Annotated in this window: 9 protein-coding genes and 1 tRNA gene; 5 read left to right on the plus strand and 5 right to left on the minus strand. The window is 47.2% G+C overall.

The window, feature by feature from the left end:
• Window positions 1-6: 6 nt before the first annotated feature.
• Complete coding sequence (locus B5D42_RS14380) at window positions 7-1,104, minus strand: vWA domain-containing protein (RefSeq protein ID WP_078832216.1); 1,098 nt, start codon at window positions 1,102-1,104, stop codon at window positions 7-9.
• A 223-nt stretch (window positions 1,105-1,327) separates the two neighbouring features.
• A complete protein-coding gene (locus B5D42_RS18190) occupies window positions 1,328-4,582 on the minus strand; it encodes a protein O-mannosyl-transferase family (RefSeq protein ID WP_245825702.1) in 3,255 nt (1,084 codons plus the stop codon).
• A gap of 157 nt (window positions 4,583-4,739) precedes the next feature.
• On the opposite strand from B5D42_RS18190, the gene mtaB reads away from it, so the two are divergent.
• Window positions 4,740-6,017, plus strand: coding sequence for a tRNA (N(6)-L-threonylcarbamoyladenosine(37)-C(2))-methylthiotransferase MtaB (gene mtaB / locus B5D42_RS14390; protein WP_078832218.1), 1,278 nt, complete (start codon window positions 4,740-4,742; stop codon window positions 6,015-6,017).
• A 14-nt stretch (window positions 6,018-6,031) separates the two neighbouring features.
• On the opposite strand, the gene B5D42_RS14395 is transcribed toward mtaB, so the two are convergent.
• Together B5D42_RS14395 and B5D42_RS14400 are read right to left on the minus strand one after the other, a co-directional pair.
• Window positions 6,032-6,541 carry a UpxY family transcription antiterminator gene (locus B5D42_RS14395; RefSeq protein WP_078832219.1) on the minus strand — a complete coding sequence of 170 codons (510 nt, stop codon included), beginning with the start codon at window positions 6,539-6,541 and terminating at the stop codon, window positions 6,032-6,034.
• Between the two features lie 61 nt (window positions 6,542-6,602).
• A complete protein-coding gene (locus B5D42_RS14400) occupies window positions 6,603-8,744 on the minus strand; it encodes a carboxy terminal-processing peptidase (protein WP_078832220.1) in 2,142 nt (713 codons plus the stop codon).
• A gap of 172 nt (window positions 8,745-8,916) precedes the next feature.
• Here B5D42_RS14400 and B5D42_RS14405 point away from each other — a divergent pair.
• The 3 genes from B5D42_RS14405 (at window position 8,917) to B5D42_RS14415 (ending at window position 12,432) form a co-directional block, all read left to right on the plus strand.
• Window positions 8,917-8,990, plus strand: a tRNA-His gene (locus tag B5D42_RS14405).
• 48 nt (window positions 8,991-9,038) lie between these two features.
• Window positions 9,039-9,641 (plus strand): DUF445 domain-containing protein, encoded by a 603-nt coding sequence (locus B5D42_RS14410; RefSeq protein ID WP_078832221.1) that lies wholly within the window; start codon window positions 9,039-9,041, stop codon window positions 9,639-9,641.
• Between the two features lie 145 nt (window positions 9,642-9,786).
• Window positions 9,787-12,432: a TonB-dependent receptor gene (locus tag B5D42_RS14415; RefSeq protein WP_078832222.1), complete on the plus strand. Its 2,646-nt coding sequence runs from the start codon at window positions 9,787-9,789 to the stop codon at window positions 12,430-12,432.
• Window positions 12,433-12,529: 97 nt separating this feature from the next.
• On the opposite strand, the gene B5D42_RS14420 is transcribed toward B5D42_RS14415, so the two are convergent.
• Window positions 12,530-13,186: a protein-L-isoaspartate(D-aspartate) O-methyltransferase gene (locus B5D42_RS14420; protein ID WP_078832223.1), complete on the minus strand. Its 657-nt coding sequence runs from the start codon at window positions 13,184-13,186 to the stop codon at window positions 12,530-12,532.
• 205 nt (window positions 13,187-13,391) lie between these two features.
• Here B5D42_RS14420 and B5D42_RS14425 point away from each other — a divergent pair, with 205 nt between their 5' ends.
• The gene (locus B5D42_RS14425) at window positions 13,392-13,907 is read left to right on the plus strand and encodes a hypothetical protein (protein ID WP_078832224.1); all 516 of its coding nucleotides are present in this window, start codon (window positions 13,392-13,394) and stop codon (window positions 13,905-13,907) included.
• Window positions 13,908-13,937: the final 30 nt, after the last annotated feature.

Raw genomic sequence — 13,937 nt, forward strand, 5'->3', positions numbered from 1 at the left:
GATCGTTTAATACACTGTTTTACGTTTACCGCTCTCGAAATCCTTAAATATGAAAGCACCGAGTTTATCCAGTGATGCGAAATAAGCTTTCCCGTTATTCATCTCAGTGAACTCCTGTACAAAGCTTTGCAGGTATGGGTCCGAAGCGATCATAAATGTTGTGATCGGGATCTTAAGCTTTTTACATTGTGCGGCGAGATTGATGCAGCGGTTTACCACTTTTCGGTCGAGCCCGAAACTGTTCTTGTAATAACGGCCTCCTATTTTAAGACAGGTGGGTTTTCCATCGGTGATCATGAAGATCTGCTTGTTCGGATTCTTACGCCTGCGAAGCAGATCCATCGCGAGTTCGAGCCCTGCTACGGTATTCGTGTGATAGGGGCCTACCTGCAGATAAGGGAGGTCTTTGATCTCGATGCTCCAGGCATCATTGCCGAACACAACTATATCAAGTGTGTCTTTGGGATACTTGGTAGTAATGAGCTCACTCAGCGCCATCGCCACTTTCTTGGCTGGGGTAATCCTGTCTTCGCCGTAAAGGATCATCGAATGCGAAATATCGATCATCAGCACGGTGGAAGTCTGGGTCTTGAAATCACTTTCCCTGATCTGCAGATCGTCTTCATGCATCGAGAACTGCTCCACGCCCCTGCTGATCTGCGCATTCCGGATACTTTCCGTGAAATCGATCTGTTCCAGCATATCGCCGAAACGGTAGGGCCGCGTGTCTGAATTCTGCTCGTCGCCCTGGCCGGGTTTGAACGTCTGGTGATTCCCCTGCCTGCTCTTTTTCAGCTTGCCGAAAATCTCTTCCAGGCTTTTCTTGCGGATGGCCTGTTCCGATTTACCTGTAATACTGTACTGCCCGCTCTGCGGATCTTCCTGCAGATAGCCATTGTTTTTCAGGTCGTCGATAAAATCGCCCATACCATAATCCTCATCTGAAAGCTTGTACTGCCTGTCGAGTTCATTGAGCCATTGCAAAGCTTCTGAAGCATCTCCGTTGGTATAGGTAAGCAGTTGCGTGAATACATCCAGCAACTGTTCAAATTTGCTTTTTTGTTGCGCATCGGGATTAAACCGGATAAATCTGTGACCAATCATTGTTACATATTTGATGCGTGAACGATCTTGTTATTATTCCACCGGAAGTAAGGTTCCGGACTGCCGGAAGCGTAAAAAACGGATAAACTGTTCCTGGCTGGCAGGAAATAAGATGTAAGCTACATAAAAGAATGTTACAACATTATTAACAAGCTCAAATCACAAAAAACAAGGCCGGTCTTTAAAAAAGACCGGCCTTGTACTTATATTCCTGGATCAGGATTTATTTTTTTGGCGTAGAATCTTCTGCCGCCATCATTTTCCCCGGGATCTGGATTGCCGGATTATACATGGTTTTCATCTGCTGAAGTCCCTGCAGGTAACTTTCTGCCGTTCTTTTTTCATCGGCCATGTTATCCGCTTTTTTACCGCTCAGCGAGTTGTAGTATTTGATCTGCTGCTCCAGGTCGGTCTTCACGGAAGCTGATACTTTATTGGCCAGTGCGGTATCGCCTGCCATATAACATGCTTCCAGGAAGAGCAGTGAGTTCCTGTTGTGGAGGTTTGCCCTGCTGGTAAGACCATAAGGGAAATTAGACGGATCCATCATTTTATCAACCTGGTTCAACACTTTTTTAGCATCGTCCTTGCGGTTTTTAGAAGAGAGGTCCATTGCCAGTTCTGTGTATGCAGAACGGATGCTGTTCAGGTGACGGCGGTTTTCTTCGTCGAAATAAACACCTTTCACATTCGCATTACCGAAACGGAATTTGTTGGTTACTTTATCCAGCATCCAGTCGGTGTTCACGCGGCTGCCCTGAACAGGTACCAGGCGGAAACTCATACCATCCCTGCGGATATACTGGTCGAAACCGAGTTCTGCGGATGGATTGGTAAAGTAGATCGGCCTTTTCCATTTATTTGCTGCGATCACGTTCAGTACGGCCAGGTCGTTCTTCATGAGTGCTGCTTTCGGGATCTCGAAACGCAGTTCAGGTACGATACTGTCGTTTGCATTCACTGTGCCGTTTTGCAGTACTGTTGCCCTGTCTACGGGTACAGACATTTTTCGTACAGGATATGTATTCACCATTTCTCCGCCGCCCCTGTCTTCCATTTTAGCAGGATCATCGCTGCCGGCATAATTCTTCATCAGGTCGTACATATCGTAGTACCTGTCTTCGGGAATGCCTGGTTTGGGGCGGTAAAGAATATAGTTACGTTTTTCACCTTCTATCTGGTCTGCGCTCCAGATCACATCGATCGGATCGCTCTGGTTTACTTTATAGCGGAGCTGGTTGATGTACCAGTCGATACCCAGCAGGCTGTAGTTGATCACACGGATATCCGGCCGAACGCCTTCTACTTCCTGTGCATACCAGAGCGGGTAAGTATCGTTATCGCCGTAGGTAAAGAGGATGGCGTTTGGCGCGCAGCTTTCCAGGTAATCCCTTGCCAGGTCCGGAGCGAGCACTTTCTTACTGCGGTCATGGTCGTCCCACTCCTGCTGTGCCATCAGTACCGGTACAGCCAGCAGGCAGATCACGGTTGCAAGGGATGCAGCTGTAGCCTGCGACAGGCCTTTGCTCAGCCAGTCCCTTACTTTCAGCACACCCAGGCCTATCCATACTGCGAAAGCATAGAAGCTTCCCACATAAGCGTAATCACGTTCACGTGGCTGGAATCCGGCCTGGTTCAGGTAGAGCACGATGGCAAAACCTGTGAAGAAGAACATCAGGAAATTGGCCACAGCATCATCACCGCGTTTTTTGAACTGGTAGAACAAGCCTATCAGGCCAAGGATAAACGGCAGTGCAAACAGTTTGTTATGTGCTTTGTTGTTTTTGAGGCTATCCGGCATAGCGCTCTGATCGCCGTAAAGCATGGAATCGATGGGTCCGATACCGGTGATCCAGTTACCATCCCGCACATTACCATCGAATATTCCCTGATTATCATTCTGCTTACCGGCGAAATTCCACATGAAATAGCGGAAATACATCCAGTTCACCTGGTAACCTGCAAAGAATTTAATATTATCTATCTGGTTCGGCGCACGCTCGTAGCTGCCGTCTTTCATTTTATTGATACCGAGATAAACAGAATAGAAATAAGCGTGGTTCTGATCATCACTTGCATCCCATACACGCGGGAAGATCATTTTGTCTTCCGGTGCATAACCATATTTCTTGTCTTCACCGATTGGCACATATTTGTTACCGCCTTTCTGGTAACGCATACCTGCATTGTTCAGCACACGTGGCTCGGCAGTGTATTTCTGACCATACAACAGCGGGAAATCGCCGTACTGATCACGACCCAGGTAACCTACAAGGCTCATCGGGTTGTCTACATTGTACATATCCACAGACGGATTTGCATTACTGCGGATCATGGTAGTTACATAAGTACTGTAACCTACCAGCATGAATGCAAGGCACCAGAGGCTCAGGCGGAGATAAGCCCAGCCTTTTTTAGCGGCAAAGCGGAAACCGTACCAGATCAGCGCTGCTACCAGTATAAAGAAGAATGTGAATCCGGAGAAGAACGGCAGGCCGAAATCATTCACGAACCACCTGTCGAATGCACCGGCCACTTTTACGGTATACTGGATCACACCTACCTGTACAATACCTGTGATGGCACAGCCGATCACAAAGAAAATATACATACCGCCATAATAGGCTTTCTTGTCTTTTTTGAATTTCTCCGTCAGGAACAGCAGCGCGATAGCACCGATCACACCCATGATCACCATACCGGCGAGGGTTCCGTCGAACGACATACCTCTTTCTTCATTTACATCGCGGCTTGCCAGTACCAGTGCGCCGATAAAGGCCACGATACCGCCTACCACTGTAATACGGAGGAACCATTTGCGGATAACCTCATAATTGAAAGAAGCTCTCCTGCGGAAATAATACACCATCACGATAGCCGGAATGGTAAGGAGGTTCAGCAGGTGAACGCCGATGGAAAGCCCCATCAGGAAGAATATGAACACAATCCAGCGGTCGGCTCCGGGTTCATCTGCATGGTTTTCCCATTTCAGGATGGCCCAGAATACGATAGCTGTAAAGAAAGATGACATTGCGTACACCTCACCTTCCACTGCGCTGTACCAGAAAGAATCGCTGAAAGTATAAGCCAGTGCACCTACAACACCTGCACCCATGATGGCCCAGGCCTGTGAACTGGTGAGAATATCACTTGTTTTAACCTGTACAATCCGCCTTGCGAAGTGCGTGATGGTCCAGAAAAGGAACAGGATGGTAAATCCACTGGCCAGTGCGCTCATGATATTCACGGCTTTGGCAGCACCATCAGGACTATTCCCGAATATTACAATAAATAACCTGCCCAGGATCACAAACAAAGGAGCTCCCGGAGGGTGAGGAATCTGCAGCTTGAAACAACTGCTGACGAACTCGCCGCAATCCCAGAAACTGCCTCCGGCCTCTGCGGTTAAAATGTACACAGTGCAGGCAAGCAGACATACGGCCCAGCCAACAATGTTATTGATTCTGTTAAACTGCATATTAGGTCTTGGTTTTAAAACACTCGCAAACATAACTTTAAAATCGTAAAAAGGAAAAAAGCATCGGGGGAATTACCTATTTTAAGAAAATGTTATAGGAGCCCTCCGGGCGATTTGGCCACAGCAACTGCCGTAGACTTATTATCTTTGCGGTTCTATGAGCAAGAAACGATCCGTGGCATTTCATACGCTTGGCTGCAAGCTTAACTTTTCCGAAACCTCTACCCTTTCCCGCATGCTGGAAATGGAAGGTTTTGAGAAGAAGGGCTTCGATGATCTTGCGGATGTCTATGTGATCAATACCTGCTCCGTTACAGACAATGCCGATAAAGAATGCCGTCACCTCGTAAGAAGGATCCAGCGCCGCTCGCCGGAGAGCTTTGTGGTGATCACGGGCTGCTATGCCCAGCTGAAGCCGAAGGAGATCGCCTCCATACCTGGCGTTGACCTGGTTCTCGGCGCAGCTGAAAAGTTCAATATTGCCAAACATATCGGGGAACTGGCCAAAAACAATACCGATGAGGCGAAGGTCTGCAGCTGCGATATCGGGGATGTGACCGGTTTTACCGCTTCATTTTCCCAGAACGACCGTACCCGTACTTTTCTCAAAGTGCAGGATGGCTGTGATTATAACTGCTCTTTCTGTACCATTCCCATGGCTCGCGGCAAAAGCAGGAGCGACAGTATTGACCGTGTTGTGGAACATGCCCGCAAACTGGCGGCAGACGGGGTAAAAGAGATCGTACTCACCGGCGTTAACCTTGGTGATTTCGGCAAGGGACCGGATGGCGGAAAACATGCCGAGGATTTTTATGGCCTGGTTACAGCCTTGGACAAGGTTGAAGGTATCGCGCGTTACCGTATCTCCTCCATTGAACCGAACCTGCTCACCAACGATATTATTTCCTTTGTGGCTAACAGCGACAAGTTCATGCCGCATTTCCATATTCCGCTCCAGAGCGGCAGCAATGAGATCCTCGGGCTGATGAGAAGACGTTATAAACGTGAATTGTATGCCGACCGTGTAAGCCTGATCAAAACCCTTATGCCGCATTGCGCCATCGGTGTGGATGTGATCGTAGGTTTTCCGGGTGAAACGGATGAACATTTCAAGGAAACGTTCGATTTCCTGCATTCGCTGGATGTGTCTTACCTGCACGTATTTACTTATTCGGAAAGAGATCAGACCAAAGCCCTGGAAATCAAACCTGTGATCCCTGTATCCGTAAGAAACGAACGTAACAAAACATTACGCAATCTTTCTTATATGAAGATGCAATACTTTACACAACAGCACACTAACCAGAAACGTAAGGTACTCTTCGAAATGTTCGAGAAGAACGGGATGATGGAAGGTTATACCGATAACTATATCCGTATCACAACTCCTTACCGGAAAGAATGGGCGAACGAAATAGTAGACTGGGCATTATAATAAAGCTATTCAACTCAGACTTCAGCCTCGGATAAATATTCAGCAGGAAACTCTACAACGATCACCTGGCCTAAGCTCTGCAGCTTTACGTAGACCTTTTTACGGCCGCCACGGATCACCGTACCATGGTTGCCCATGAAGACACCGTAATTAACGGTGATCTTATCATCCTGCCTGAACCCTTCTTCGGTTAGTACGGTAATGCGTGCATCTTTTTCGGCGAGGTATTTTTTTATGCTGTTCACTTCTTCCTCCTTGATCACAGCAGGCTTCCCGAGGTAATGCACAAAATTGAGCACGCCGTCTGTCATGAGCACTTTTACTCGTTCTGCCTCATTGATGCGCACAAAAACATAGGATTTAAAAAGCGGCTCTTCCACAATTTTCTTGCGGTCGCTCCACTGGCGCTTTACCCTTTGTATGGGACACCAGCTCTCTACACCCTTGCGCAGGAGCACGCTATGTATCTTTTTCTCCCATCTCGGTTTGGTATACAGGGCATACCATTTTTTTTCATCCGTCATACACAAAGGGTTAATCGCACAGCAGCAACAGCATAACAGCATTAAAGCCCGCTACCGTTGCCTAATTGGTTGCAGCAGCAGTCTGCGTTTGTGAACGTACCACTTCTGAGAGCACTTTTACGGTCTCGTCGATGTACATATCACTTTTCAGCGCTTTCAGCCATGCAAGATAACGATCGCCTTTGGCTTTATCCGGATTATTGTAGTATTTGTCCCTGTCTACCTGTACCGCATCTACCGTCAGGTCTTTGCTGGCTTTGAGCAGGGATTCGTTCTGCTTAACGGTAGAACGGATCTGCTTCTGCAGCTGTTTGTATTTATCGATATTCAGGCTGGCCGGCTCTTCACTGGTTTTTGATAACCACTGCAGGTTACTGTTCAGCAGGGTGAGCGACGGATTCTGCTTGATCTTGGCATTTTCTTTCTGCACCACGGTTTCGTAAGGAAGATCCCCCTGCCATGCCTGGAAAGGCGCCTGTGCGATCTCATCCCATGGTAATGAAGCCGGATTGTCTTTTTCACGGATCTTCAGGTATTCGTAAGGATCAGGCAGCACGATATCAGGTGTTACTCCTTTCAATTGGGTTGATCCGCCATTGATACGGTAGAATTTCTGGAAGGTCAGTTTCATCGCACCATACTCGGTACGGGCACTGTACAGGTCGGTACGGTTACCGAACGGTACGGATTTCTGAACAGTTCCTTTACCATAAGTTGAAGTACTGCCGATGATGATGCCACGTTTGTAATCCTGTATCGCGGCTGCAAAGATCTCGCTTGCGGATGCACTGAGTTCGTTCACCATAACCGCCAGCGGGCCATCATATAAAGTACCCGGCTGCCTGTCGCTCAGGATGGTAGAACGGCCGTCTTTTTCACGCACCTGCACTACCGGGCCCTGGTTGATGAAAAGACCTACCATCTGCACTACTTCATACAGATAACCGCCGCCATTGCTGCGCATATCGATCACGATACCTTTTACGTTTTCGGCTTTCAGTTTTACCAGTTCTTTGGCCACATCTTCAGAACAACGGTTGCCATCTTCCTTCTCAAAATCTGCATAGAACTCCGGAACAAAAATGTAACCCACTTTATCTTTTCCTTCGCCGATCACCGCGCTTCTCACAAATGTTTCATCGAGTACGATCTCATCGCGGAGGATATATATGGTTTTAATGGTTCCGTCTGTTTTTTTAATGGTCAGCGCTACTTCCGTGCCTTTGTTACCGCGGATCAGTTTTACGGCATCTTCCGTTGCGAAACCACTCACATCTACCGGGTCCGCTTTACCCTGCCCTACTTTAATGATCACATCGCCTACAGCCAGCTGGCCCGATTTCCAGGCTGCACCACCGGTTTGTATGCTGGCGATCTTTATACCGTAATCGTCCTGTGCCAGCTGCGCTCCGATGCCATAGAAACGGCCGCTCATCTGCTCATCGAAAGATCTTTTTTCCGTTGGTGGCAGGTAATCGGTATGCGGATCCATTTCACCGGTAATAGCATTCAGGAAAGCAGAGAAACGCTGCGTTTCATTGAAAGTACTTTTGATGCGGTCATAACGTTTATCCATCGCTTTCAGCACTTTCTCACGCGCTTCTTTTTCCAGCTCTGCATCGGATTTCACCACGAAGTCTTTCTGACCTTTGTTTTTCTCCCTTTGTTCCTGGAGATCTACAAAACGTTCGAGTGTATAATATTTTAATTGCTTTCTTACCCTGTCTTTTCTTTCTGCTTCTGTTGCCGGATAAGCAAGGTTATCGCTGTTCATGACCACAGTTTCGTTGGCAGTGAAATCGAAGGGTTTGGCAAGGATCTCTTTATATAGAGCAACGGCTTGTTTAAAACGGATATCATAGGTATTGCTCACAGAAGGGGCAAAACGGATAGCCGAACCATGGATCTCATCATCGATGGTGTTTTCATATTTACGGAGCGAATCGATGTCTACTTTCAGGAACAGGGTTTTGTCACCGTCGAGATCGCTGAGGTATTTATTGAATACTTTTCTTGAAAACTCATCATTGATGTCTTTCGGGCTGTAATGCTGTTTTTCCAGCAGGGTTCCCACAGCCGCCAGAAGTTGCTGACGCTGGCTGAGGATAGTATCCGTATCAACAGAGGTTGTACTTCTGAAAGCAAAGAATAATCCGCCAAATAACACTATAGCAATGGATAACAAACCTTTTCTGCTCTTCATAAATCGTAAAGTTTTTTGCATAAACGCATGATCGTTTCCAAAATTAACTGAAAAAAGACTTACATGCGGGGGGATCCGGTCAATTAACAAAGGTTTTGATGGACGGTAAAAAAAGTATAAAATCAATTTTATTAAATGCCGAATTCCCTTACTTTTGCAATCCGATAAAACGGAGAGCGTAGCTCAGTTGGTTAGAGCGTCAGTTTGTGGCACTGAAGGTCGTGGGTTCGAAACCCATCGTTCTCCCTGGTAAAACCTATAAGAACAGTTCTTATAGGTTTTTAAATTTTAAGCATGACATACGCACAGGTCCTTATTCCTCTTATTTCCGCTTTCATCGGGTGGTTTACGAACTGGATAGCCATTAAAATGCTGTTTCACCCGCGTGAACCCCGGAAGATCTTCGGTTTAACCATCCAGGGTATTTTCCCGAAAAGACAGAAACAGTTTGCCGAAAAACTCGGCCGGCTGGTGAGCCAGGAACTTCTATCCTTCCGGGAAATCGAGGAAAAGATCACCAATAAGGAGAATATCGATAAGTTAATGCCGCTCGTAGAAGGCCATATCGACAATTTTCTCCGCAACCGGCTCGCCCAGGAAATGCCTGTGATCAGCATGTTCATCGGCGACAAGACCGTTACCCAGCTCAAATCCGTTTTCCTGGCCGAACTGCAGCAGCTGTTCCCGGAGCTGATGAAGCAATATATGGGCAATCTTCAGCAGCAACTCGATCTGGAAGCCATTGTGGTAAGCAAGGTTTCCGGATTTTCTTCAGATAAGCTGGAAGGTGTACTGCAGGGAATCATGTCCAGGGAATTCCGTTTCGTGGAAATCCTGGGTGGAGTGCTGGGATTCCTGATAGGTGTGCTGCAGGTCCTCATCACCCTGTTACAATAGTCACCGACAAAGCCGGTTGATTGTACCACAACGGGATAGCACTTTGTCCATTCAGGCGGGCCTTATTACCGCTTGTATAATGAAAAAGCCATTAAACCATTAAGGTGTGCAATTTTGCACCACATAATAACATACAAAAGACCCCATGAGAAAAATTTTATTATCGGTTGTTACAGTATTGACGTGGCTTGCATCCACAGCCCAGTTTCCCGGCGGAGGTCGCCAGGGAGCCGGAAACGGTGGCGGCAATATCGGCCACATGTATGGAAAGATCGTAGACAGCAAGACCAACAAGGGCATTGACGGTGTCAGCGTTCAGATCGTTGGGAACAAATTTGATACAGCTACCAAGAAAATGAAGGAAGTGATCATGAACACGATGATCACTCAGGCAAATGGCGATTTCAGCTTCGAAAATCTTCCGTTAATGGGTAATTTCAAGCTGAGACTCAGCGCATTAAACTACAAAGCACAGGAAAAACAGGTAAGTTTCGGTATAAAAATGCCTCAGCCGGGTGAAGGCGGCGGTATGCAGCAGATGGCAGGCATGGCCGATAAAGACCTCGGTAATATTAAAATGGAAGAAGATGCCACCAACCTGGGCAATGTAACCGTTGTGGCCAGCAAACCCCAGTTTGAAATGGGCATCGACCGTAAGATCTTCAACGTAGACAAGAACCTGGTAAGCACCGGGCAGACTGCTACCGAGATCATGAAGAATATCCCGTCACTGAACGTGGACATCGATGGTAACGTGACCATGCGTAATGCCACACCTACGCTCTTCATCGATGGCAGACCAACTACACTTACCATGGACCAGATCCCGGCCGATATCATCGACAAAGTGGAACTGATCTCCAACCCATCTGCAAAATTCGATGCATCGGGCGGAAACGCAGGCATACTGAACATCGTGCTTAAAAAGAATAAGAAAACCGGCTATAACGGCGGTCTGAGAGCAGGTATCGATTCAAGGGCCAAATTCAATGTAGGCGGTGATATCAACCTGCGTCAGAACAAGGTGAATATTACCCTGAGCGGTAACTACAACCAGCGCAAATCCATTTCTGATGGTGTGATCGACAGGAATAACTTCCTCACTATCCCCAGCAGCGTGCACAATACCACCAACAGCACCAGCAATGGCTATTTCGGTTTCATGCGCGGCGGCATTGATTACCTGGTAGACAACCGCAACACCATCTCGATCTCTGGTAACTACAATAAAGGCCAGTTCAACAGTGAAAACATGCAGCGCGTGGATTCAACGATCAGCAATGCTTTCACCTCTTATAATGATATCAGCAATATCAGCCGCTCCAACTTCGAGAACTTCGGATCACAGCTGAGCTATAAACACAATTTTGCCAAAAACGGCGAGAACTTCTCTGCCGATATGAACTATAACTCGAGCAAGAACGATAATTTTTCTACGATCAGCACTTATACAAGGTTAGCGAACGGTTCTCTTAAACAAGAACCGCTGCACCAGCAGACTGCAGGAAACGGTACCAACCGTTTTTATACCCTTCAGGCTGATTATGAGAACCCGATCACCGATGATACCAAATTTGAAGCCGGCGCAAGGGCCGCGATCAGGGATTTCGCCAATAACAGCAGCCAGTACAGGTACAGCAGCGTAACCAACAAATACGAACTGGTACCACGGATCAGCAACAATTATAAATTCAACGACCAGGTATTTGCCGCTTACGGCACATACAGCTTCAAAATCAAAAAATGGAGCTACCAGGTAGGTCTGCGTGCAGAAAGTTCCAATTATACAGGTACCCTGTTAAAAACAACAGGCGCAGATTCTGCAACCTTTAAAGTGAACTATCCGCTGAGCCTTTTCCCAAGTGCGTTCATTACTTATAAATACGACGACAAGCAGGACTTCCAGCTGAACTACTCACGACGGATCAACCGTCCTAACTTCTTCCAGCTGATGCCTTTCCCGGATTACAGCGATCCGCAGAACATCAACATGGGTAATGCAGGACTGAAACCAGAGTTCACCAATTCATTCGAAGTTTCTTATAACAATGCATACCAGCGCGGTTCCAACTTCCTGGCTTCGGTTTACTTCAAGTATACCACAGACCTGATCACCAGGTATGTTTACAGGGACAAGAACGAACTGAGCCCGACCGACAGTGCTTATTTCAACACTTACATCAATGCGGATAACAGTATTACCTACGGTGTTGAACTGACCAACAAAATGCCTGTAACCAAATGGTGGGATCTTACACTGAGCTTTAACCTGTACAACTCCAAGATCAATGCATCTGTTCCCGGCCAGAATCTCGATAACTCACGCGTGAGCTGGTTCGCTAAAATGAACAGTAACTTCAAGATCACCAAAACGCTGTCTGTTCAGTTCAGCGGCGACTACCAGGCTAAAACCGTGTTACCTCCTAACTCAGGCGGTGGCGGCGGACGTGGCGGCGGTATGATGTTTGGCGGTGGCCAGCAATCTACTGCACAGGGCTACAATCTGCCACGTTATGGGTTCGATCTGGGTATCCGTAAAGACTGGACCTGGAAGAACGGACAGAGCGGATCACTCACGCTCAGCATCAATGATGTATTCCGTACGCAGGTGTTCAAATCTTATTCTGAAAGCGTGTTCTTTAACCAGACCAGCGAAAGAAGAAGAGACCAGCAGGTGGTTCGCCTGAACTTCAACTACCGTTTCGGTAAATTCGATGCTACGCTGTTCAAACGTAAGAACAACAAGGCAGATCAGTCAGGTGGTATGGACATGATGGGAGGCAATAACTAAACTTAAGTTACACTACATAAAAAGCCCCGCTCTTCAAACAGCGGGGCTTTTTCGTTGAAACCTTTGCAGCTGTTCTGAAGTCTGCCGGTTTTATGATTTAATCGTTCTTTCCTGTAAGCATCGGCACAAAGGAGAATTGTTCGAATGCTTCTTCGCGGAGTGTTCCGTCGGCCAGTTTTTCGAGTCTGAGCATACGCTGGTTCTCACCTTCATCTACCGGGATCACCATATACCCGCCCACTTTCAGTTGTGCCACAAGTTTGGGGGGGATGAAGGGTGCGGCTGCGGTAATGATGATCTTATCGAACGGCGCGTAAGGCTGCAATCCTTCAAACCCGTCACCATAAAAGAATTTCAGGTTGGGATATTTGCTTTTGAAGAGGAACTGCTTGTTCTTCTCATATAATTTTTTCTGCCTTTCGATCGTATATACCCAGGCGCCGAGTTCGGCAAGTATGGTAGCCTGGTAGACACTGCCGGTACCGATTTCCAGTACTTTATCCAGTTTTTTGATCTGGAGCAGCTGGGTCTGGTAAGCTACCGTATAAGGCTGGGAAATGGTCTGTCCTTCGCCAATAGGGAAAGCACGGTCTTCGTAAGCGATCTTGTCAAAAGCCGAATCGAGGAAAAAATGCCTGGGAACGGTATTGATGGCGTCGAGTACTCTTTCGTCTGTAATCCCTTTTTCTTTCAGTTCATTCACCAGCCGGCGACGCATGCCCTTGTGCTGATATGTGTCTTCGTATTGTCTCATAAGCGGTACGAATATACAGGTTCATCCATCTGGCAGACCGGTTGAAGGAATTTGTGAAAAGAAATAATGGTCTGTGTAAATTAACGCACATCTGCTGTGTATGCAAAAACTTTCTGACAGCCGCCCGCATGCCATTTCTGCCGGTTATCCGTCTTCTCACAGGAAATCTGCCCCCTGAGATGCATTTTGCGGCCAATTCTACTGTATGAAACGACTTTTTTATTTCCCGGCGATACTAACCCTCCTGCTTTGTTCCTGTAAGAAGGACGACGGTATCAGGCAACTCACTTTCCCGGAATTTACCGCATCCGTAAACGGCAACCAGCTTTCTTTTGCCGAACCCGTTACCGCGGTGTCGAGGCCGGACAATGCCGGTGGCTATGAGCTGGTGATCACCGGTTCACGCCAGATCACTGCCGACAGCGCTGTGCAGATCCGCTTCACCATCCCGGACTTTACCAGAACAACTGCCGTAAGCGTGAATCATGCACTGAATAGCAATTTCAATGGCAATTTCATTGAAGCGAAACAAACTACGCCATCCAGCCAGTTCAGGTACCATTTCTTTCAGAACGGGCAGTTAACTGTTACTGCGCAGCGTAAGGATATGATCGAGGGTACATTTATCTTTAAATATTTCCTCTTCGATGCGTTGGGGAACAAGACGGGTGAAGTAGCAGTAAGTAATGGCTCCTTCAAAGAGGTGATCATAGAGCGATAATACCAAAAGCATGCTGCGGAATAAACTGCA

It is taken from the genome of Sediminibacterium ginsengisoli (genome assembly GCF_900167075.1).
Lineage (GTDB): Bacteria > Bacteroidota > Bacteroidia > Chitinophagales > Chitinophagaceae > Sediminibacterium > Sediminibacterium ginsengisoli.

Bases quoted from the DNA above. Each gene is read 5' to 3' on its own strand.
- B5D42_RS14380 (WP_078832216.1), bottom strand. From the start codon at position 1,104: ATGATTGGTCACAGATTTATCCGGTTTAATCCCGATGCGCAACAAAAA.
- B5D42_RS18190 (WP_245825702.1), bottom strand. From the start codon at position 4,582: ATGCAGTTTAACAGAATCAATAACATTGTTGGCTGGGCCGTATGTCTG.
- mtaB (WP_078832218.1), top strand. From the start codon at position 4,740: ATGAGCAAGAAACGATCCGTGGCATTTCATACGCTTGGCTGCAAGCTT.
- B5D42_RS14395 (WP_078832219.1), bottom strand. From the start codon at position 6,541: ATGACGGATGAAAAAAAATGGTATGCCCTGTATACCAAACCGAGATGG.
- B5D42_RS14400 (WP_078832220.1), bottom strand. From the start codon at position 8,744: ATGAAGAGCAGAAAAGGTTTGTTATCCATTGCTATAGTGTTATTTGGC.
- B5D42_RS14410 (WP_078832221.1), top strand. From the start codon at position 9,039: ATGACATACGCACAGGTCCTTATTCCTCTTATTTCCGCTTTCATCGGG.
- B5D42_RS14415 (WP_078832222.1), top strand. From the start codon at position 9,787: ATGAGAAAAATTTTATTATCGGTTGTTACAGTATTGACGTGGCTTGCA.
- B5D42_RS14420 (WP_078832223.1), bottom strand. From the start codon at position 13,186: ATGAGACAATACGAAGACACATATCAGCACAAGGGCATGCGTCGCCGG.
- B5D42_RS14425 (WP_078832224.1), top strand. From the start codon at position 13,392: ATGAAACGACTTTTTTATTTCCCGGCGATACTAACCCTCCTGCTTTGT.